19 protein-coding genes are annotated in these 21,397 nt (G+C 59.4%); 11 read left to right on the top strand and 8 right to left on the bottom strand.

The annotated features are described in order from the left end of the window. Positions 1–4: 4 nt before the first annotated feature. Together ACL2XP_RS17250 and ACL2XP_RS17245 are read right to left on the bottom strand one after the other, a co-directional pair. Entirely contained in the window at positions 5–778 is a 774-nt protein-coding gene (locus tag ACL2XP_RS17250; RefSeq protein ID WP_413739207.1) for an ABC transporter substrate-binding protein, read from the bottom strand. 517 nt (positions 779–1,295) lie between these two features. Beyond that, positions 1,296–2,321 (bottom strand): LacI family DNA-binding transcriptional regulator, encoded by a 1,026-nt coding sequence (locus ACL2XP_RS17245; protein ID WP_413734140.1) that lies wholly within the window; start codon positions 2,319–2,321, stop codon positions 1,296–1,298. A gap of 435 nt (positions 2,322–2,756) precedes the next feature. Here ACL2XP_RS17245 and ACL2XP_RS17240 point away from each other — a divergent pair, with 435 nt between their 5' ends. From ACL2XP_RS17240 to ACL2XP_RS17210, 7 genes are all read left to right on the top strand, one after another. Next, on the top strand, positions 2,757–4,307 hold the full coding sequence (locus ACL2XP_RS17240) for an ABC transporter substrate-binding protein (RefSeq protein ID WP_413739205.1): 1,551 nt from the start codon (positions 2,757–2,759) through the stop codon (positions 4,305–4,307). A 72-nt stretch (positions 4,308–4,379) separates the two neighbouring features. Further along, a complete protein-coding gene (locus tag ACL2XP_RS17235) occupies positions 4,380–5,333 on the top strand; it encodes an ABC transporter permease (RefSeq protein WP_413739204.1) in 954 nt (317 codons plus the stop codon). A 2-nt stretch (positions 5,334–5,335) separates the two neighbouring features. Continuing rightward, complete coding sequence (locus tag ACL2XP_RS17230; RefSeq protein WP_413734138.1) at positions 5,336–6,238, top strand: ABC transporter permease; 903 nt, start codon at positions 5,336–5,338, stop codon at positions 6,236–6,238. 2 nt (positions 6,239–6,240) lie between these two features. Beyond that, the gene (locus ACL2XP_RS17225) at positions 6,241–7,293 is read left to right on the top strand and encodes an ABC transporter ATP-binding protein (protein ID WP_413734136.1); all 1,053 of its coding nucleotides are present in this window, start codon (positions 6,241–6,243) and stop codon (positions 7,291–7,293) included. Beyond that, on the top strand, positions 7,290–8,279 hold the full coding sequence (locus ACL2XP_RS17220) for an ABC transporter ATP-binding protein (RefSeq protein WP_413734134.1): 990 nt from the start codon (positions 7,290–7,292) through the stop codon (positions 8,277–8,279). Before ACL2XP_RS17225 ends, ACL2XP_RS17220 begins: the two co-directional genes overlap by 4 nt. Before the next feature lie 49 nt (positions 8,280–8,328). Beyond that, on the top strand, positions 8,329–9,516 hold the full coding sequence (locus tag ACL2XP_RS17215; protein WP_413734132.1) for an amidase: 1,188 nt from the start codon (positions 8,329–8,331) through the stop codon (positions 9,514–9,516). Positions 9,517–9,837: 321 nt separating this feature from the next. Next, positions 9,838–10,509: a Crp/Fnr family transcriptional regulator gene (locus ACL2XP_RS17210; protein ID WP_413734131.1), complete on the top strand. Its 672-nt coding sequence runs from the start codon at positions 9,838–9,840 to the stop codon at positions 10,507–10,509. 47 nt (positions 10,510–10,556) lie between these two features. On the opposite strand, the gene ACL2XP_RS17205 is transcribed toward ACL2XP_RS17210, so the two are convergent. The 6 genes from ACL2XP_RS17205 to ACL2XP_RS17180 are packed head-to-tail and all read right to left on the bottom strand — an operon-like array spanning position 10,557 to position 17,948. Further along, positions 10,557–11,639, bottom strand: a complete 1,083-nt coding sequence (locus tag ACL2XP_RS17205) for a nickel-dependent hydrogenase large subunit (protein WP_413734129.1) — start codon at positions 11,637–11,639, stop codon at positions 10,557–10,559. Continuing rightward, a complete protein-coding gene (locus tag ACL2XP_RS17200; protein ID WP_413734128.1) occupies positions 11,636–12,193 on the bottom strand; it encodes an NADH-quinone oxidoreductase subunit C in 558 nt (185 codons plus the stop codon). The genes ACL2XP_RS17205 and ACL2XP_RS17200 overlap by 4 nt, the downstream gene beginning before the upstream one ends. Beyond that, positions 12,190–12,705, bottom strand: a complete 516-nt coding sequence (locus ACL2XP_RS17195) for a 4Fe-4S dicluster domain-containing protein (protein WP_413734126.1) — start codon at positions 12,703–12,705, stop codon at positions 12,190–12,192. Before ACL2XP_RS17195 ends, ACL2XP_RS17200 begins: the two co-directional genes overlap by 4 nt. A 22-nt stretch (positions 12,706–12,727) precedes the next feature. Beyond that, positions 12,728–13,156: an NADH-quinone oxidoreductase subunit B family protein gene (locus ACL2XP_RS17190; protein ID WP_413734125.1), complete on the bottom strand. Its 429-nt coding sequence runs from the start codon at positions 13,154–13,156 to the stop codon at positions 12,728–12,730. Between the two features lie 12 nt (positions 13,157–13,168). After that, a complete protein-coding gene (locus ACL2XP_RS17185; RefSeq protein WP_413734123.1) occupies positions 13,169–14,131 on the bottom strand; it encodes a respiratory chain complex I subunit 1 family protein in 963 nt (320 codons plus the stop codon). Positions 14,132–14,138: 7 nt separating this feature from the next. Further along, the gene (locus ACL2XP_RS17180; protein WP_413734122.1) at positions 14,139–17,948 is read right to left on the bottom strand and encodes a proton-conducting transporter membrane subunit; all 3,810 of its coding nucleotides are present in this window, start codon (positions 17,946–17,948) and stop codon (positions 14,139–14,141) included. Positions 17,949–18,277: 329 nt separating this feature from the next. Here ACL2XP_RS17180 and ACL2XP_RS17175 point away from each other — a divergent pair, with 329 nt between their 5' ends. Genes ACL2XP_RS17175 through cooS form a run of 4 tightly spaced genes read left to right on the top strand, consistent with a single transcriptional unit; the run spans position 18,278 to position 21,395 of the window. Beyond that, positions 18,278–18,526 (top strand): HypC/HybG/HupF family hydrogenase formation chaperone, encoded by a 249-nt coding sequence (locus tag ACL2XP_RS17175; protein ID WP_413734121.1) that lies wholly within the window; start codon positions 18,278–18,280, stop codon positions 18,524–18,526. 24 nt (positions 18,527–18,550) lie between these two features. Next, on the top strand, positions 18,551–18,889 hold the full coding sequence (gene hypA, locus ACL2XP_RS17170) for a hydrogenase maturation nickel metallochaperone HypA (protein WP_413734119.1): 339 nt from the start codon (positions 18,551–18,553) through the stop codon (positions 18,887–18,889). 17 nt (positions 18,890–18,906) lie between these two features. Continuing rightward, positions 18,907–19,485 carry a 4Fe-4S dicluster domain-containing protein gene (locus ACL2XP_RS17165; protein WP_413734118.1) on the top strand — a complete coding sequence of 193 codons (579 nt, stop codon included), beginning with the start codon at positions 18,907–18,909 and terminating at the stop codon, positions 19,483–19,485. After that, on the top strand, positions 19,485–21,395 hold the full coding sequence (gene cooS / locus ACL2XP_RS17160; protein ID WP_413734117.1) for an anaerobic carbon-monoxide dehydrogenase catalytic subunit: 1,911 nt from the start codon (positions 19,485–19,487) through the stop codon (positions 21,393–21,395). The genes ACL2XP_RS17165 and cooS overlap by 1 nt, the downstream gene beginning before the upstream one ends. Positions 21,396–21,397: the final 2 nt, after the last annotated feature.

The following is a 21,397-nucleotide window of genomic DNA, read 5'->3' as shown; positions in this document are numbered from 1 at the left end:
CTGATTATTTTGCTTCTATTTTAAACAAACGCGGCTGAGGCGACTTGGTCTGCGGCCCGAACCAGTTATTATAGATGGAGGTGGCCTGGCCGTTTTTCTCCAGTTGCAGCAATTCGTTATTCACGAACGCCAGCAGGGCGGTTTCGCCTTTTTTAACCCCGACGCCAATCTCTTCTTTGCTCAATAATTCCGGCAATACTTTATATTTCGCTTTATCCGGCGCGCCGTCGAGCAAACCGGCCAGAATGGTGCTGTCCTGGGTAATCGCCTGGACGTTGCCGTTGCGCAGGGCCGACAGGGCCAGCGGAATATCGTCATAGGACAAGACGCGCGAATCAGGGAAGCGGTTGTGCAATTCCTGTTCGCCGGTGGTGCCCTTGACCGCGCCGATGCGGGCCTTGGCATACTCACTGAGTTTGTCCGGCGATTTTACCGGCACCAGGAATTGCTGTCCGGTCACGAAATAGGGCACGGAGAAATCGATGACCTTGGCCCGTTCCGGCGTGATGGTGATATCCGCCACGATGATATCGGCTTTGCCCGACTGCAATAACGGTATGCGGTTGGCGGGGTTGGTGGGCACCAGTTCCAATTTTACGCCCAGCGCCGAAGCCAGCGCCTTGGCAAAGTCCACGTCATAACCGACGATATTATGGGTTTTGGCGTCCACGGAACCAAACGGCGGGTTGGAATCAAAAGTAGCGACGCGAATAACGCCGGCCTGTTTAATATCGGCCAATTGATCGGCATGGGCCGCGAAAGAAGAAATACCGCCCATGGCCAACAACGTCAGCAGCGATAAAACAGAAGGGCGCTTATTAATGAACACAGCCATATGCTATTCCTTGAAATAATTGGTGGATAAGTGAGCTGCTTCAATAGGTTATCCATTGAAGTCGGCTTTATGGCAAGGAATATTACATAGGCCAAGATAATTAACCACGTATAAAAAAGCATATGTTTATCACGGCTAAGCATAAGAATAACTTATGACCCTGCCGGAGCCGCGGGGCGCTTAGATTATGAGAAAAAAGTAAAATTTCAGCCGGGCGAAAATAATCAGGATTAATACTGAATAATAATCATTTCCGACTGCGGCGCGGATAACGGCCGATATTTATCGGCAGGGGGAGTAAATTAAGGGGTTAATCATATTAAGCAATAAAGATAGTAGTCATTCAAATAAATGTTGGCCGCCGGTTAAATAAAGCCAGGCTTATTCCCTAAATGGCGCGCGGTAGAATAGCCCGGCACGTGCCGCAACGCGCGCTGCCCAGGTCCAGCAGGTTTCCCCCTTAACGCGGCCCGCACCGGCTGCTGGCCCGCACCGTGAGCACCGGCGGGAAGCGGAACGGCTCGACGGTTTCGCCATTGATGCGCCGCAGCAGCATTTCCACCGCCCGGTAGCCTTGCTGCTCCATACAGGTGCTGATACTGGTCAGCGGCGTTTGTAAATGCGCGGCCAGCGGCGTGTCGTTATAGCCCACTACCGCCATATCCCGCCCGGCCGCCAGGCCGCGGTCGCGCATGGCGCCCATCAGGCCGATGGCCAGAAAGTCGTTAACGGCAAAAATAGCCGTGGGCCGGGGATTGAGCGCCAACAGCCGCCCGCCGATAAGGAAACCCGTTTCGCTATCAAAGGGGCCGTGGATAATGTGCGACGCGGGGATGTCGATTCCCTGTTCCCGATAATACTGGCAGAAGCCCCGGGTACGCTCAAGGGCATTGCCGGTATAGGCCTGGCCGGCAATAATCGCCACCCGCCGGTGCCCCTGCTGGTAGAGATGCCGGGCGGCCAGGCGCCCGCCCTGCATATCATCCGAAGTGACCGAGCAGAAATGGCCCTTGCGCCGGCTCACCAGGACAAAAGGGATCTCGCGCTGCGCCAGCACGTCGATAAAATCCGGCTCCGGGGTGCAATGGGCATCGCTGATGATCAACCCATCGACATTGCGCGCCAGCGCACGTTCGGCCAGGGCGCGCTGGCGTTCCGGCCGATCCAGGGTATTGGCGACAAAAGCGGTATAACCCAGGTCGCTGGCCGCCCGATCGATACCCTCATAAATGGTCGCCAGCACGATATCCGACAAGCGCGGCACCAGTACCGCTATCTCGTGGCTGCGCTGGGTTTTCAAGGTGGTGGCATGGGTATTTGGCCGGTAGTCGAGACTGGCCGCCAGCGCCCGTATCCGGTCGATGGTTTCTTTCGAGGCGGCGCGCCCCGCCCGGGCGATATCGCCGTTAAGCACCCGGGAAACCGTCGAAACATGTATATCCAACTGCTGGGCGATGCTGCGTAAGGTCGCGGGACGTGTGCTCATGGATAGCCTTTAAAATAATGATCGGTTTCCGGTGCCGGCGGGGAGGGGTATCCCTTATCGGGCAATTTGCCGCACCGCTTTGGGGCAAAACGCGCCAGAATGTTTCATTCCGCGGGCGGGAGGGTTACCCAAACGTTTGGCTAAAATTAATTAAAATTTTTTTAATAGTTAAAACTAATGATAATCAACAAGTTGCCGCCTATTGGCTGCAAAAGCCGCCGTGCTTAAAAAAAAGTTGGTATAGCCATTGTATGGGTTTATCGAGGGTTTGCTACGCCGTCCTCTATCAACCAGTACAGCAAGGAAAATGCCAAGATGCCAAATCACTCCATTCTACGTTCCCTGCGCTTTACCCGGTGGTCGTTAGCCTGCACGCTGGCCGCCGGCTCGCTGCTGCCGTTTGGCGCCTGGGCCGATTCCACGCTGCGCATTGCCATGACCGCCGCCGATATTCCCCTGACGCTGGGACAACCGGATCAAGGCTATGAAGGCAACCGCTTTACCGGCATTACGCTATACGACTCGCTGGTGGAGTGGGATCTGTCGCAGGGGCAAAAACCCAGCGAACTGGTGCCCGGCTTGGCCACCGAATGGGCGGTTAATCCGCAGGATCATACCAAATGGACCTTTAAGCTGCGTCCGGGGGTGGCCTTTCATGACGGCACCCCTTTTAACGCCGACGCGGTGGTATGGAACGTGGATAAAGTGCTGAATAAAGCCGCGCCGCAATATGCCCCGGCGCAAATCGGCAATACGGCGTCGCGCATGCCGACGCTGGTATCGGCGAAGAAAATCGATGATTTGACCGTGGAGCTGGCCACCTCCGAACCGGATGCCGTACTGCCTTATAACCTGACCAATCTGTTTATCGTCTCGCCCACCGCCTGGCAGAAGGATTTCGACGCGGCGCCGGCCGGCGGCGATGCCGCGGCGCGGGCCAAAACGGCCTGGACGGCCTTTGCCGCCCATGCGGTGGGCACCGGGCCGTTTAAAATGCGCCAGCTGGTGCCGCGCCAGCAGTTGACCCTGGACAAAAATCCGCAGTATTGGAATCCGCAGCGCATCCCCAAAGTGGATAGCATCATGCTGATTCCTTTGCCTGAAGCCAATGCCCGCACCGCCGCGCTGCTCTCCGGCCAGGTGGACTGGATTGAGGCGCCGGCGCCGGACGCCATGGATCAAATCAAAAGCCGCGGTTTTAAAATTTACGCCAACGCCGAGCCCCATCTCTGGCCCTGGCAGTTCTCGTTTCTGCCCGGTTCGCCCTGGCAGGATAAGCGCGTGCGCCAGGCGGCCAATTTATGCCTCGATCGCAGCGAGCTGAAATCGTATCTGGGCGGTTATATGCAAGAAGCCACCGGCACCTATGAAAAGGACTCGCCGTGGTACGGCAACCCCACCTTTAAAATCCGTTTTGACGCCGATGCCGCCCGCAAGCTGATGACCGAAGCGGGATATAGCGCCGCCAAGCCGGTAAAAGTGAAGGTGCTCACGTCCGCGTCCGGTTCCGGCCAAATGCAGCCGCTGCCGATGAATGAATACATCCAGCAGAGCCTGAAAAGCTGTTATTTCGATGTCAATATCGTGGTTAACGAATGGAATACCCTGTTTAGCAGCTGGCGCCTGGGGGCCAAAGATCCGGCGGCCCAGGGGGCCGACGCCATTAATGTCAGTTCGGCCGTTATGGACCCTTATTTCGGCCTGATGCGCTTTGCCAGCAATAAGGCGTTTCCGCCCACGTCCACCAACTGGGGCTATTTTACCGACCCGAAAATCGAGGCGCTGATTACCAAAACCCGCAACGCCTTTGATCCCAAGGCCCTGGACGCGGCCACCGCCGAGCTGCACCAAGCGGTGGTGGACGAAGTGCCTTTTCTCTACGTCGCCCATGATATGGCCCCCCGGGCGATATCGCCGAAGGTGAGCGGGGTAGTGCAGGCGCAGAGCTGGCTTATCGACTTGACCCTGGTAACCAAGCAACCCTGATTCGCCGCGTTCCGGCGCCGTATCGCCCGAGGGCCGGCGCCGTTTTTCCTACCTGACCCGCGGAGGGACATGATGCTGGCTTATATCCTGCGTCGTTTGTTATTGGCGACGCCGATCCTGTTGGGGGTGGCGCTGGTGTGTTTTATGCTGGTGCATATGACGCCCGGGGACCCGCTGGTATCGGTGATGCCGCCGGATGCCTCGCAGGCGCTGCGCCTGCAACTGATCCAGGCGTATGGCTTCGATAAGCCGCTGCCGGTTCAGTTCGGATTGTGGTTATGGCATGCGCTGCATGGCGATCTGGGTATGTCCATCGCCAGCGGCCGGCCGGTGAGCAGCGAGGTGCTGAACGCGGTGGGCTACTCCCTGCGCCTGGCGCTGCTGGCGTCGCTGATAGGCTTTGCCCTGGGCAGCCTGTTCGGTTTTGTCGCCGGCTATTTTCAGGACAGCTGGCTGGATCGGCTGGCGTCGGCGTTTTCGGTGTTCGGGGTCAGCGTGCCGCACTATTGGCTCGGCATGCTGCTGGTGATCATCTTTTCCTCGCAGTTGAACTGGCTGCCGGCCACCGGCGGCGGGCCGATGGGCGCCGCAAACTGGGCCTGGGACTGGGCGCATCTGCAATTTATGCTGTTGCCCGCCATCACCCTGTCGGTGATCCCCACCGGCATTATCGCCCGCACCGTGCGTGCCCAGGTGGCCGAAACGCTGGCGCAGGAATTTATCGTCGGCCTGCGCGCCAAGGGCATGGGCGAATTTTTGCTGTTTCGCCACGTGGCCAAAAATGCGGCGCCCACCGCCATGGCGGTAATGGGCCTGCAAATCGGGTATCTGATGGGCGGCTCCATTCTGGTGGAAACGGTGTTCGCCTGGCCGGGCACCGGCCTGCTGCTCAATTCGGCCATTTTTCAGCGCGACCTGCCGCTGCTCCAGGGCACCATTTGGGTACTGGCGCTGTTCTTCGTGCTGCTCAACCTGCTGGTGGATATTCTGCAAACCCTGTTTGATCCCCGCATCAAGAGGACCTGACCATGATGCTGAACCTGGTTCGCCCGGCCAAATCCTGGCCGCAGCCCACGGAACGTTCACCCGGCTACTGGCGGGTGGTGCTGGGTCGCGCCCTGCGCGATCCGGTGGCGCTGGCGGTGGGCTCGCTGATTTTAGTGCTGCTGGTTATGGCGCTGTCCGGCCCCTGGCTGGTGCAATGGGTGCATCTGGACCCCTATGCCACGTCGATGTTTAAACGGTTAAAACCCATCGGCGCGCCGGGCTTGCCGCTGGGGTCGGACGAATTGGGGCGCGATATGCTGGCGCGGCTGATCCTGGGCACCCGGCTGTCGCTGTTTATGGGCATCACGCCGGTGGTGATCGCTTTTTTTATCGGTTCCGCCATCGGCGTGGTGGCCGGCTATGCCGGCGGATGGCTTAATAGCCTGATTATGCGCACCGTGGACATTTTTTATGCGTTCCCTTCCGTGCTGCTGGCTATTGCGCTGTCCGGCGCCATGGGGGCCGGGGTCGGCAATGCGCTGATTTCCCTAACGCTGGTGTTTGTGCCGCAGGTGGCCAGAATTGCCGAAAGCGTGACCACCCAGGTGCGCAGCCGCGATTATATCGAAGCGGCGCGCGCCTCCGGCGCCGGCGCGCTGACCATTATCCGCACCCAGGTCCTGGGCAACGTGCTGGGGCCGATTTTCGTCTTTACCACCGGGCTGATTTCGGTCTCTATGATCCTGGCCTCGGGACTGTCGTTTCTCGGCCTGGGCGTGACGCCGCCCGAGCCGGAGTGGGGATTGATGCTCAATACCCTGCGCACCGCCATCTATACCCAGCCCTGGGTGTCCGCGCTGCCCGGCGCGATGATTTTTATCACTTCGATTTCCTTTAATATCCTGGCCGATCGCCTGCGATCGGCCATGGCGGTGAGGAGCTGATTATGAGCGATCGCGATATTGGCGGACCGGCCCAGCCGTTGCTGATGGGGCAGCGTCTGGTTAAATATTTTCCGGTCAAGGGGGCCTTGGGCAAACGCGCGGTGGTCAGGGCGGTGGACGGTATCGATTTCACGGTGCTCAAGGGCGAGACCCTGGGAGTGGTGGGCGAATCCGGTTGCGGCAAATCCACCACCGCGCGGGTATTGATGCAGTTAATTGAGCAAGACAGCGGCGAGCTGATTTTCGACGGGATCGCGGTGGGCAGCCAGCGGTTAGCGCTGCGCGACTATCGCCGGCAGGTACAGATGGTATTTCAGGACAGTTATTCGTCCCTGAATCCCCGCCTGACCATGGAGCAGTCGGTGGCCTTCGGTCCGGCGGTGCACGGCATGGGGCAGGGCGCGGCCCGGGAACGGGCCCGGGACCTGCTGGACCGGGTCGGGCTGGAGCCGGGGCGTTTTGCCGGCCGCTATGCCCATGAATTATCCGGCGGCCAGCGCCAGCGGGTGAATATTGCCCGGGCGCTGGCGGTGGACCCGCGCCTGCTGATCCTCGACGAAGCGGTGTCGGCCCTGGATAAATCCGTGGAGGCCCAGGTGATTAACCTGCTGCTGGATCTCAAAGAGAGCCTGCAGTTGACCTATGTGTTCATCAGCCACGATTTGCACGTGGTGCGCTATCTGTCCGATCGCATCATGGTGATGTACCTGGGCGAAGTGGCGGAAGTAGGGCCCGCGGAGGCGCTGTTTTCCCAGGCCCGGCATCCTTATACGCGGGCGCTGCTCAGCTCCATGCCGTCCATGGACCCGTCCCGGCGTACTTTGACCCCGCCGCTGTCCGGCGATCCGCCCAGTCCCATAGCGCCCCCCGCCGGCTGCCGCTTTCATACCCGCTGCCCCTATGCCGAGGACGTGTGCGCCCGGCGCAAGCCGCGGCTCGCCGCCGCCGCGCCGGGCCATCTGGCCGCCTGTCTGATGATTGAACCCGGCGCGGGACATTCCGCCAGTCCCGCCGTTTCCCATCCCGGGGCGTTGCCCGCCAGGAGGCTTGAATGAGCGTGCAGCCGCTAATGTCACCCATGATTACGGTGAAAGATCTCAACGTGCGTTTTCGCCACGGCCGGCAGACGGTTTCGGCGGTCAACGGCGTCAGCCTGGAAGTGGCCCGGGGGGAAGTGCTGGCGCTGATCGGCGAGTCCGGGTCCGGCAAAAGCGTCACCCTGCGCGCCCTGATGCGTCTGCATGCCGAACGGACCACCACCATTGCGGGCCAAATCCACATCGCCGGCCAGGACGTGATGGCGCTCTCCAAGCGCCAGCTGCGGGCGCTGCGCGGCCCGGTGGCCGCCATGATTTTCCAGGAACCCCTGCTGGCCATGGACCCGGTTTATACCGTCGGCCAGCAAATTATCGAAGCGCTGCGCCAGCACCAGACGCTCTCCCACGCCGACGCGCGGATTATGGCGCTGGAGGCGTTGCGCAGCGTGCATATTCCCAGCGCCGAGCAGCGCCTCGACGCCTATCCCCATGAAATGTCGGGGGGCATGCGCCAGCGCGCCATGATCGCCCTGGCGTTGTCCTGCCGGCCGCAGTTGCTGCTGGCCGACGAGCCGACCACGGCGCTGGACGCCACGGTGCAGATCCAGATCCTGATTTTATTGCGCGAACTGCAACAGGCGCTGGGCCTGGCGATTATTTTCGTCACCCATGATATCGGCGCCGCGGTGGAGGTGGCCGATCGGGTGGCGGTGATGTACGGCGGGCGCATTGTGGAGCAAGCCCCGCTGGCCGAGTTATTGAATAACCCCCGGCATCCCTATACCCGCGTGCTGCTCGGCACCCGGCCCAAAGCGGGCCTGAGCAAAGGGCAGCGGCTGGTGAGCATCGCCGGCGCGCCGCCCGATTTGTCGCGGCTGCCGGCCGGCTGCACTTTTGCCCCGCGCTGCCCGCACGCCACCGATTTATGCCGGGAGCAGGTGCCGGCGCAGGAACTGGTCAATCCCGGCCATCCCATCCACTGTCATCATTGGATGACAATCTGAGGTATTAAGCGGTTAATACCCTTAATCACTATTCAAGTCCGGAGCCGTTATGCACGACGATGCTTTTGCTTTTATGCCTTATCCTCCCGTAGCGCTGCCCCATGCGCCTACCGGTCCGCTGGCGGGCCTGACGTTTGCCGCCAAGGATTTATTCAACGTGGCGGGGTACCCCACCGGCGGCGGCAATCCCCATGTGCTGGCCATGTCGGGCATTAAAACCCGCACCGCGCCCACCGTACAGCGGTTGCTGGATGCCGGGGCCGCCCTGATCGGCAAGACCCATACCAATGAACTGGCCTTTTCCATGACCGGCAAGAATATTCACTACGGCACCCCGCGCAACGGCGCGGCGCCCGATCGCATCCCCGGCGGGTCCTCGTCCGGGTCGGCGTCGGCGGTGTCCAACGGCCTGTGCGATTTCGCCCTGGGCACCGATACCGGCGGATCGGTTCGCACCCCGGCCAGCTATTGCGGACTGTTCGGCCTGCGGCCCACCCATGGCCGTATTTCCCTGGAGGAGTGCCAGGCGCTGAGCCACAGTATGGATACCGCCGGCTATTTTACCCGCGATGCGCGATTATTTGGCCGGGTGGGGGAGTGCCTGCTTGACGCCGATCCGGCGCCGCTGCCGGAGCGGCCGCAACTGGTGGCCAGCGAAGCGCTGTTCGCCATGCTGTCCGCCGACGCCCGCGACGCGCTGGCCCCGGCCCTGGCGGCGATGGGCGCCTGCGCCGGCACGCCCGAGGCGTTAACCGGCGCGTTGCCCGATATGGCGGAAGCTTACTGGGCCTTTCGTTATATCCAGGGGTGGGAAGCCTGGCAGGCCCAGGGGGAAACCATAACGCGCCATGGGCTGGTGCTGGGGCCGGATGTGGCGGAGCGCTTCGCCTGGGCCGCCACCGTAACCGGAGAACAATACGCGCAAAGCTGCGCGCTGCGCGCCGCGTTCAGGGACGCCTGGCGGCGGTTATTGGGCAACCGGGTGCTGGTGTTGCCGACGGTGCCGGATATTGCGCCGCGGCTCGACGCCGACGATTCCGCCATTGAGGAAACCCGGCGCGTATCCCATCATCTGCTGGCCATCGCCGTACTGTGCGGCACGCCGCAGGTGAACTTGCCGCTGGGGCAAAAGCAGGGCGCGCCGCTGGGCATTTCCCTGATGGGGCCCCAGGGCAGCGATCTGGGCCTGGTGCGGCTGGCCGTGCGGGTAGCCGAGACCGGTCGCGCCGACCGTTAACGAGAGGGTTCAAGGGGTATTGCCCCCGCCGCGGGATATTTGCGCGCGGGGGTTCGCTTCTGGCCGTCCCCGATAGCCAATGCCGGTAAAAACCCTGAAATAGACAAAAAATACATGACCCGCCGCGCAGACTTTATCGTTGGAAACCGGATAATAGCGCATGATAATGTCATTGTTCTTGCCGATTAATCCTTTATGATCCGCAGCCTTGAGTTTTCACCACGCTATTCGCGCCAGTTCATGCATTATTAAACATAAAAATTGATTATGATCATTATTATTAATATGGGTTAGACGTTTAGCCGAAGTGGAGGACCAAGAATGCGATCGAAAATGCGGCTATCAAGTCAAAACCTATCCGAATTACTGAAAAGTCCGCAGTACGATGGTTTTTTAGATAATTTCCATACCCGGCCATTTAAAAAAGGCAGCATGATCAGCATTCCCGATGTTTCGAGTAATGAAGTCTTTATTGTCTCAGCCGGCCGCCTGCGGGTTTATCTTTCTTATGAAGGGCGCGAGTTTACCCTATGCTACCTGGAAGAGGGCGATATCTTCAGCACCCATACCCGGGCTTTTATCGAAGCGGCCAAGGATTCGCTGGTTATGCTGACCAGCGCCCAGGCGTTTCGTCAACAACTGGCGGCTCATCCGGAAATATCATTATTAATGACCGGAATCCTGGGTGAGGTCTTGGGTAGTTCCTGGGACGTTATTGAAGGGTTAATATTTCATGACGCAACTTCGCGCTTAACGGCATTTATTGTTTCACTGGGCCGGGAACGCGGGCAGCGTATTGGCGCCGGCGTTGAGTTTGAATGTGATTTAACCATGGAAGATATTTCGTTGGTTATCGGCGCCACCCGTCAAACCACCTCATCCTTATTTAATATATTAATCAAGGAGGGAGACTTAACCCGTATTGCCAAAAATAAATTTATCATCAGCGATATCGACGCTTTGGCCACCAGATTATCGGTGTATAAAAAATAGTATCGGGCCGGGTTATATTGCCCGGATGGGGCAATATAACCCCGGCATTACCGTTCGGTACAGGAAATACAGGGATCGATACTATTGACGATGAGCGCCACGTCGGAAATCTTATTGTCCCGCATCATCACCTCCAGGGCGTCCCAATTTGGGTAACTCGGGACCCGCCATTTCATACGCTCCGGCATATCCGTGCCGTTGGTGCGCAGGTAGTAAATCAGCTCGCCGCGCGGCGCTTCGGTTTTGGCGATGGCTTCACCCGGCGGAATGTCCGGGGTGCCGCCGATGCAAATCGGTCCCGCGGGCAGCTGCGCCATACATTGCCGGATCAGTTTCAGCGCCATGCGCACTTCGTCCAGCCGCACCATGGCCCGCGACCAGACATCGCCGTCGGGCTGGGTCTGGATGGCGAAATCCAGCCGGTCGTAAATGGCGTAAGGGGAATTGTGCCTGACGTCGTAGGCCACGCCCGATCCGCGCGCCACCGGACCAATCAGGCCATATTCCAGCGCCTCGCCATGGGGCAATATCCCCACTCCCCGGGTGCGGGTCGATATAGACCGGTTGGTGGCGTAGATCCGGCGTATCTCTTCCACCGCCGGCTCCACTTCGGCCAGCCGGCGCAGCAGGTAGGCGCTGGTATCCGCATTGAGATCGTATTTGACGCCGCCAATGCAGTTGGCCCCCAGATCCATGCGGTTGCCATAGACCGTCTCTTTGATATCCTGCACGATTTCGCGGGTTTCCAGGACATGCATGAATAGCGAGGTGAAGCCGATGATATGCGCCATGATGCCCACGTTAAACAGGTTGGACGCCACGCGCTTGATCTCATCGGCAATCACCCGCAAATATTCCCCCCGCTCGGGAACGTCAACCCCGGCAATCTCTTCCAGGGCCATGCAAAAGGTGGTGGGGTGGCTATTGGAGCACAGGGAGCAGATACGCTCGGTCAGGGTGATATTCTGGTAAAAATTGCGTTTCATCACCAGATATTCCACGCCGCGGTGCACGTGGCCGGCGGAAATTTCCAGCCCGCGGATGGTTTCACCCTCCAGGTCGAGCTTAAAATACATGGGTTCTTCCAACGCCACATGCAGCGGGCCGACCGGTACTTTGTAATGGGTCATGTATTTTCTCCACGCTGGGCCATAATCTTTTCCCACAGGGATTTGGTGCTGGCGGCATTAACCATTTCGGAAAAAGGAATAAAGCGTTGCAGCACGGCGGGGTCGATCGTCGGGTCGATAAACAGCGCAACCGGGTTGGGATGACCGCGAACCACCAGATCGTAAAGCTCCATAAATTCGCGCTCATTCCAATCCGCATTGCGAAAAATCGGCGTAATCGAATCAATTTCCCGCTCATTCTCGGGCAGATGCACGGTTACGGTGAGGGTGGCGCCGTTGATATCAAAGTGATAGGCGATTTCATGCACGCCGGAAGGCTGGGACGTGGCAAGCTGATAGGCGGTAATGGTACTCAGGCGGCCAGCGGCCTGCTTTACCGCCCGGGCGGCCGGCAGCAGCATGGCCGGGCTGCCCAGCTCGCTCCAGGCGGTGACCACGCCTTTGCGGTTGGTGCGCATCGCAAAGGTGAAGGCGTCCGACATGGTGGCCGCGAACCGGGATTGAACTTGTCCCATCCGGGTTAGCATGTCGTCCGTTATTTTGGGGTCCGTCATTTGGCCTCTCCTGTCGTATTCAGGCCGGCGGCGGAGCGTTTGCGCCGGCAGTCGGGACACAGTCTGCCCAGGCGTGCCGCCGCTGCGGCGCCGGCGCCATAGACCTTGGTTACCAGCGCCGCGCTGATGGGAATAAACCTGACGCCGCACTCCGGGCAGGGCTGATAGGCCACGGTGCCTTGTTCAATCATCCGGTATTTATCTTCCTGCCGGTGCGCCAGATGCCAGTCTTCGGTCAGGCGGATGGCTTTGGGAATACAGTAGTGTTCGCACAGGCCGCAGAATGTGCAGGTATTGTGCCACAGGGTGAACTGCAGGCCTTCGGGCGTGGGGTCGAAGCGGATGGCCCCGCCGGCGCAGACATGCTCGCACATGCGACAGCCGGAGCAGCGCGCGGCGTCGAAGGCGATGCGCCCGCGCAATCCCTTAGGCGTATAGGTGGCGCCGAAGGGAAAGGGATCGGTGGACGGTCCCTGCATGAGATTACGAAATAAAATCCTGATAAAGTTCATCGTGGTTTCCTACGCTAACCCACTACAACCGTTGCTGCCAGATATCGATGGCCAGCGCGATGCCTTCGATAATGGCCTGCGGACGCGGCGGACAGCCGGGGACGTTGACATCCACGGGGATGTATTGGTCAATCGGGCCGCTGATGGCGTAGCTCTCGCGAAATACGCCTCCCGAAATCGGGCAAATACCGATGGCCACCGTTACTTTGGGGTCGGGAATCTCCTGGTATACGCGCAGAACATTGTCTTTGACCCTGGCGGTAAGCGGCCCGGTGATCAACACGATATCCGCGTGTTTCGGACTGCCGCAGTATTGGCAGCCCAGCCGCTCGACGTCATAACGCGGAATGCAGGCAGTGGTGGCCAGCTCCACGTCGCAGCCATTACAGGAGCCGGCATTGATGCGATATAACCACGGCGAACGTTTGGCTATCCTGCTAAGAAAACCCATTGGCTGATCCCTTTATGCCCGAATAATGACGGCGACCAAACTGACGATCCCGAGTAATTCCGGCCACTTTAAATAGAAGATAAATGCCTGGTCGATGCGCATTCTCCCCACCGCGGTACGTAACAGCGTTTTCCCGAGGATGAACAGCACCAGGCTTTTGAGCAGGAACACCGCCAATCCGGCGATCCCCTGCGGGCCGACCGGGAAAAACAGCGTAATGCCAAGCCCGATCACCACTACCGTTTTCAGCGCCGACATCATATTAAACAGCGCCAGGGCGGGGCCGGAATATTCCAGCAGCGGACCTTCCAGTATTTCCGCCTCCGCCTCGGGGATATCAAACGGCGGTATGCCCAGGTTGGCGGGGAAAAACAGCAGGTAGGCGGCCACCGCCGGCCACATCCAGGGATCAAGCAAATAGGCGCCATGAATTTGCTGATAATGCACAATGTCCGTTAGGGAGAACGTTACCCAGCCCCCCTGCGCCAGGCCGGTTTTAATGGCGACGCTGGCCAGCACCAGCAGCAGCGGTCCTTCATAGGCCAGCACCAGCGCCATTTCCCGGGAAAAACCGATGGCGCCGTATACCGAGCCGGAGACCGACCCGGCCAGCATCAGCACCACGGCCGGCAGGGTCAGCAGATAAAGCAAAACCAGCAGATCCCCCAGGGCGCCGCTGGGCTGATAGACCCCGGCGATGGGGATCAGGGTGGCGGCCAACAGCATGCTGCCCGCCCCCACGGCCGGCAGCGCCAGGAATAACCCGCGCGGCGCGCCGTCGGGCACCAGGGATTGCTTACGCATCAGTTTAATAATATCGAACCAGGGCTGTAACAGCGGAGGTCCGACGCGCCGCTGCAAACGGGCCGCGACGATGCGATCGACCCCTTTGAGCAGTAGGCCGAACATCAGGGCCCCCAGTCCCAGGGGGAGAATCACCAGGGGAGCCAAGAGGCCGTTCAATGCCGTTATCATGCTCTGCCTACTCCTCATTGCGGGGCTGCGGCGCGTTATCGTGCGGCCGCAGCGCCAGTCGGATAAACCGGGCGGGCGCTTCGTACAAGCCGGATGCCGGCACATGGGCCTGGGCCGGGGTCAGGTCCGTTACGCCGCCCTGATGCAAATGGACGCAACGGATCTGCCGGTTGCTCAAGCGGTAAAACAGCCAGCCAGCGGCGCCGGTGGACAGCAGCAGCACCGAGAGCGCCAGGGGCTGCCAGCCACCGGCGCCGGGCAGCCCCCCGGTCCAGGTGACGGCGATACGCCCCAGCGCCAGGGCATCCATAATATGGCTGATGGGTACCAGCAGCAGTCCCGGGAACATCCCCGCGGCAACGCAGCCGGCGGTCAGCAGCGACATGGGGATCAGCATCACCGCCGGCGCTTCCCGCACCTGGACCAGTTCCGGACGCGGCTGGCCCATAAACGCGGCGTGGGCGAATTTTAATACCGCCGCCAGGGTGAACAGGCTGGACATCATGGCGGCCAGCCCCAGCAGGTAATGTCCCGACTGAAATGCCGCCTGATAAATTAACCATTTAGAAGAGAAGCCGTTTAACGGCGGGATGCCCGAGAGCGACAAGCCGGCGAACAGGAACAGGCCGAAGGTGATGGGCATCCTGCGGCCCAGGCCGCCCAACTCATCCAAACCGGCGACATGGACCTGCGCCATAATGCAGCCAGCCGCCAGAAATAAAATATCCTTTAGCATCATATGATTGACCAAGTGCATTAACCCACCCGCCACGCCGAGGGGCGAACCGAGGGCAATCCCCAGCAGGATATAGCCCAGCTGGCTGACGGTGCTGTAGATCAGCAGGCGCTTGATGCCGTTTTGGATCACCGCCAGCGCGCCGGCATAAAGCAGGGTGACCGCGGCGATGACGGCGATGGCATACATGATATGGGTCATGCCGTCGCGCATGCCCAGCCGGCTAAACAGCAGGCCGGCCCCGCCCAGGGTAAACAGCTTCAGCACGCCGTAAATACCGCTCTTGAGCAGGACCGCGGAAATATAGCCGCTGACCGGAGTAGGGGCGGTGGGCGGGTGCATCTGGTAGTCGATGCGCCAGGGTAGCTGGGCCGCTTTCATCAGCAGGCCCGCCAGGATCAGGATCAGGGCGCTTCCCAGCCACGGCAGGCTCATGTCCGGCGCGGCGCGCGCGATAGCCGCGAAGTCAAATGCCCCGGCCCGGGCCGTCAGCATGGTAATGCCCAAAAACATGCAGGTGGCGCCGACAAAGTTAAAAATAAAGTATTTAAACCCTTCGTTTAGCGCCTCTTCGGTCTCGTCGTGGATAATGACAAAATAGAGCGTCCAGCTGCTCATGATCTCCCAGAAGGCGAAGAAGTTGAACATATCCTTACTGCCCGCCAGCCCGAGCAGGCCGCCGATCATAAAGGTAAAAAAGAAAAAGAACCGGTGCCGCGCATGGCCGTGGGCCATATACCCCACGGCATAGAGCAGGTTCAGCACGCCGACCCCGGCGATCAGCAGCGCAAACCAATAGGACAGCAGGTCATAGCGGCCGGCATCCAGCAGCACCGCGGCCAGCGAGGCCGCCATGACGCCTACCGCCACCGGCCCGGCCTTGGCGCCGGCCCTTTTGCCGATGCAAAAGATCAGCAGCGCGCCGCAGACCGCGATCAGGGCCGCCGGCGACCAGGCAAGGTTAAGGTGCGGCAAGGCGACCACGGACCAGTCCTGGCGCAAGACAATCACATTCACCGCCGGGCGCACCAGATTATCCAGGCCGATATCGGGCCATAGGCCGCCGGCAATCACCAGCGCGGCCAGTATTCCCATGGCCAGGCGCATGGCTACCGGCGCTTCGGCGGACGTCTTCCCCCGATATGGCGCGAAAAACAGCACGCGCAGGATACGCAGATAGTACATGGCGCCGATAATGCTGCCCAGTAGGAACAGGATGGCCACCGTCAGATGGCCGGCCTGGGCGGCCGCGTAAATCATCAGGAATTTACTGAAAAAACCGCTGAACGGCGGCAGTCCCATGACCGCCAGGGCGCCGACGGCAAAGCACAGCGCGGTAAAGGGCATGACCCGGCCCAGCCCTTTGAGATCGTCCAGGCGTTTGCCGCCGGCCCGGGCGATCAGCGCCCCGGCCGCCAGGAACAGCAGATTCTTGAAAACGGCGTGATTCAACACATGCAGCAAGGCCCCGGACAGGCTTAAATAGGTGGCCAGCCCCACCATCGCCAGAATTTCCCCCACCTGCGCCAGCGTGGAAAAGGCCAGGATGCGTTTCAGGTTTTGTTCCCGGAATGCCATAATCTCGCCGTAGATGACCGTCAGGCAGCCCATGACGCTGACCAGCAGCCCGATGCCAGAAAACGAGTCAATGCCGACCGCGCGGCTAATAATCCCGGTACCGAAAATCACAAATAACACTTTGATAATACCGTAGACTCCCGCCTTGGTCAGGATACCCGACATCAGCGCGGAGACCGGGGAAGGCGCCACCGGATGAGCGGCGGGCAGCCAGCTATGCATGGGATACAAACCGGCTTTGACCCCCAGCCCCGCCAGAAAGCACAGGGCAATCACCCCGCCGGCGGCCGGCGAGAGCTGCGCGGCCCGGGCCGAGATGGCGGCCATATCGAAGCTGCCGAAGCGGGCGTGGCACAGCAGGATGCCAAAATGCATCACATAGGCGCCCGCCGCGCACATCAGGAAATATTTCCGCCCGGCTTTCAAGGCCGCCGGCGTTTGATCGTGGATCACCAGCATATAGGAGGTCCAGGTCATTAATTCCCAAAACAGATAGAAGTTGCCGAAGTCATGGGCGGTCGCCACTCCCAGCAGCGAGCCGCCCATCAGGAACAGGAAAAAGTAGTAGCGGTTGGCATGGGCGTCGTCGCGCATGTAAGCCTGGGAATACATCACCGCAATAAATAGCATGGCGGCAAAAACCAGCGTGAATAACCGTGATAAACCATCGATCCCCGGTTCTTGCCAGGCAAACCATAACGTCGCGACGGCGATTGCCAGCGCGGCGCGATCGCGTAATACCCCGTTAAAGCGGCCTAATAAATAAAGCACAAAGCCGCTGATATAAGGGAACGCAACCAAGAATCGCCAAGGAGTCTCAAATATCGGCACCTCGCCGCGTATCGACGGTTTTGCAAAATGTTCGGCTAAATGCAGAAAAGGTTCGGGCACCAAACTCATATAAATTGTGATGCCGGTCAATAAATACATTAAAATATAAATGGGGGAAAATAGCGGTTCTTTTATCGGCGTTGCCGGTAATGGATTTTCCGGCCGCTCAAGACAGATGCGCTGAATAACAATAATATAATAAAAAGCGGCCAGAATAGTGGCAAGCGTCGCCACGGCGGCCAATAGCCATTCGCCCTGTTCCACCGCCGCATACAGGATCAGGAACTTGCTGAACGATCCTTTAAACGGCGACAGGCCCATCACCGAAAACATGCCGAAGCCAAATAGCAGCGCGGCGACCGGCAGGCGCGCGCCGCTGCCCGCCAGACTGTCAATCTGGCTTGAACCCTTTGTTTTAATTAAATATCCAGCGGTGACAAACACCAGCAGGCGCATGGTGAACTGAAAACCCAGGTGCATCAACGCGCCGGTTGCGCCGGACTGGTTATCCAGGCCAAAACCCAGCAATACATAACCCACTTCCGCCATGGTCGAGAACAGCAGCAGCCTGGCCAGATTACGGATATGCATTAATGCGAATATTTCGCCCGCCAGCAGCAGCAAAGTTCCTGCCCATGCCAGCAATGGAATGCCCAAAAGTGGTACTCCCATTTATTCCTCGCTATTGGTATGAGAGTCGATATGTCATCGAAGCTGAATTAAATTTATTGAAAAGCGGCGGCATTGTCTGTCGGCTGGCTGACAGATATCCCAAAGTAAAGCTGACAATATGGATAAGACCAAAAGCGAGGCGGTAAAATAAAAATAGCCGTGATGATTAAATATGATCTAAATCAATTTAATCATTGTGCGTAATATTTTTCGGTAAGTAAATAGATGCGACGTAATTTATTAAATGATAATCATTGCCGTTTAAAGAAATATACCGCGTTGCGGACAGCGGGCCGTGATTTACATTAACCGGAGTGAAATAAAACATTATGTGCCTTGGCATCCCGGGAAAAATTATCGCTATCACCGATGGGGCAAACCGTCTGGCCACGGTAGAGGTCGCGGGGGTGAAACGCGAAATCAATATCGCCTTTATGGTTGATGACCGGCATCCGCTGGAAAGCTGTCTCGGCAGTTGGGTCCTGGTGCATGTGGGCTTTGCCATGTCGCGCATCGACGAGCGGCAGGCGGCGCAGATGCTGGATTTGCTTAATGATATGGGCGAACTGACCTTATGAACGCCGTTATCCCCCGGAGGCGATATGCATGAAGCGGCGCTGACCCAGGGATTGGTCGCTATTTTACTGGCCGAGGCGCAGCGCCACGGGGTGCGCGCCATTACGCGGGTTCGGCTCAAGGTAGGGCAACTGAAAGCCGTCGAGCCGCAGGCGCTGGTTTTTTGTTTTGAGCTGTTTACCGAAGGTACCCTGGCCGAGGGCGCCGAACTGATTATCGAGAGCGTGGCGGCGCAAGCCAGATGCCGGGCGTGCCGGTACGACTTTCAGGTTATCAAATTCCACTTTCAATGTAGCCGGTGCCATAGCCAGGATGTCGAGCTGTTATCCGGCGAGGAACTCTATATTGAGAGTTTTGACGCGTGAAACAAAGGGTTGACGCTATGAACCAAAAGGAAAATGTCATTATCTACGCCGATGCGCAAAAGTGTCTCGGCTGCCATAGTTGTGAAATGGCCTGCGCGGTGGCCCACGGCGGTAGCGCGGGGCTGTTCGATGCGGTTTTACGGCAGTTGCCGCTGCACCCGCGCATGAAAGTAGTGGGCAGCGATGACGTCACCATGCCGATGCAGTGCCGGCAGTGTGAAAACGCCCCCTGCGCTATGGTCTGCCCCACCGGAGCCTGCCGCCAGGCCGACGGGCAGGTGCAAATCAATGAACAAACCTGCGTCGGTTGCAAGCTTTGCGTGATGGTTTGTCCCTTTGGCGCCATCACCGTCAGGCGCTCCGGCCTGAAAGACCATTTCAGCGTGACCAACCAGGGCGTGGCGCAAAAATGCGATCTATGCGCCGACTGGCGCGCGCAGCAGGGCAAAACCGACACCGCCTGCGCGGAGGCGTGCCCCACCAAGGCCATACGGCTGGTCGACATGCACGCCTATCGTGACGCGCTTATCAAGGCCAGGGCCAAAGAATTGGCCCAGTCGCAAAAAAATATCACTCTGACATTGAGGGGGCTGTAATGGATAGCAAAGTAAGGTCGAGCGATCCGGCGGTAATTGCGCTGTGTCCGGTAGCGGAAAAAGAGGGCATCGCCACCGTATTCGATCGCCACCAGATGCAGCAGCCCCAGTGCGGATTTGGTTCCCTGGGCCTGTGTTGCCGGATATGCTGGAAGGGCCCCTGCCGGGTCGACCCGTTCGGCGACGGGCCGCAAGTGGGCATTTGCGGCGCCAATAAAGACACCATCGTCGCGCGCAATTTAATCCGCATGATGGCCGCCGGCGCGGCGGCGCACTCCGAGCACGGGCGTCATATTGCGCTGGCCATGCAGCGCATCGGCAAAGGCGAACTGCCCGATTATCAAATCCGCGACGCCGCGAAACTTAACGGTATCGCCGGGCGTTTGCATATCCCGGTGGCGGATCGCCCGGTACGGGATATCGCCTACGATGTGGCCACCAAAACCCTGGAGGATTACCAGAACCAGGACAGCAAAAAACCTTGCCACTGGATCAGCCTGTCGCTGCCGGACAAACGCCTGGCGCTGCTCGGCAAGCTTGGCGTGCTGCCGCACAATATCGACGCCACCGTCGCGCAGATTATGTCCCGCACCCACATCGGCTGCGATGCCGAACCGGAAAACCTGATCCGCGGCGGGATACGCGGCGCGCTGGCCGATTTTAACGGCATGGCGCTGGCCACCGAACTGTCCGATGCCATGTTCGGCACGCCGACGCCGGTGATAACCCAGGCTAATATCGGCGTAATCAAACGCCAGGCGGTGAATATCGCGGTCAATGGCCATAATCCGCTGCTCAGCGAAGTCATCTGCGATATCGCCGCCGAGATGAACAGTATCGCCAGGGATGCCGGTGCGCCGGAAGGCATCAATATCGTCGGGATTTGCTGTACCGGCAATGAGGTCATGATGCGCCACGGCATCCCGCTGGCGACCAATTACCTGTCGCAGGAAATGGCCATCTTCACCGGGGCGCTCGACGCGATGGTGGTGGACGTGCAGTGCATCATGCCGTCGCTGCCGCAAATCAGCGAGTGCTATCACACCGAATTCATCACCACCATGGATGAGAATAAAATGCCGGGCGCGCGGCACGTCAGTTTCCATGAGGATCGGGCTAAAGAAACCGCCCGCACCATCGTGCAATATGCCATCGACGCCTTCCAGCGCCGAGACGCCAAACGCATTCATATCCCCGATATTAAACAAACCGCCATCGTCGGGTTTAGCAGCGAAGCCATTATGGCGGCCCTGAGCGCGGTCAACGCCGCGGACCCGCTGGCGCCGCTGGTGGATAATATTATCAACGGCAATATCCTCGGCGTAGCCCTGTTTGCCGGCTGCAACAGTACGCGCGCGGTGCAGGATGAAAGCTTCCAGATCATCGCCAAACATCTGGCCCGCAATAATATCCTGATGCTGGCCACCGGCTGCGGCGCGGGCGCCTTTGCCAAAAACGGCATGATGAACCAGCAGGCTACCGAAACCTATGCGGGCGACTCGCTTAAAGCGGTATTGACCACCATCGGCGACGCGGCCGGCCTGCGCGGTCCGCTGCCGCTGGTGCTGCATATGGGATCGTGCGTGGATAACAGCCGGGCGGTGCAATTAGCCACGGCGCTGGCCAACCGGTTAAACGTGGATCTCAGCGATTTGCCGCTGGTGGCGTCCGCGCCGGAAGCCATGTCCGAAAAGGCCATCGCCATCGCCAGCTGGAGCGTGGCCATCGGTTTGCCGACCCATTTGGGCATCGTGCCCCAGGTGACCGGCTCGGCGGTGGTTACCGGCCTGCTGACCGAAGGGGCCAGGGATCTGTTCGGCGGCTACTTCCTGGTGGAAGCCGACCCGGCGCTCGCGGCGCAAAAACTGGTGGCGATCATTCGCGATAAACGCCGCGCCCTGGGCATTTGAGC

The sequence above is a fragment of the Sodalis sp. RH21 genome (genome assembly GCF_047324175.1).
Lineage (GTDB): Bacteria > Pseudomonadota > Gammaproteobacteria > Enterobacterales > Enterobacteriaceae > Acerihabitans.
The sequence above is the reverse complement of the archived record's forward strand: the minus strand, read 5'-3'. Positions and strand labels throughout refer to the sequence as shown.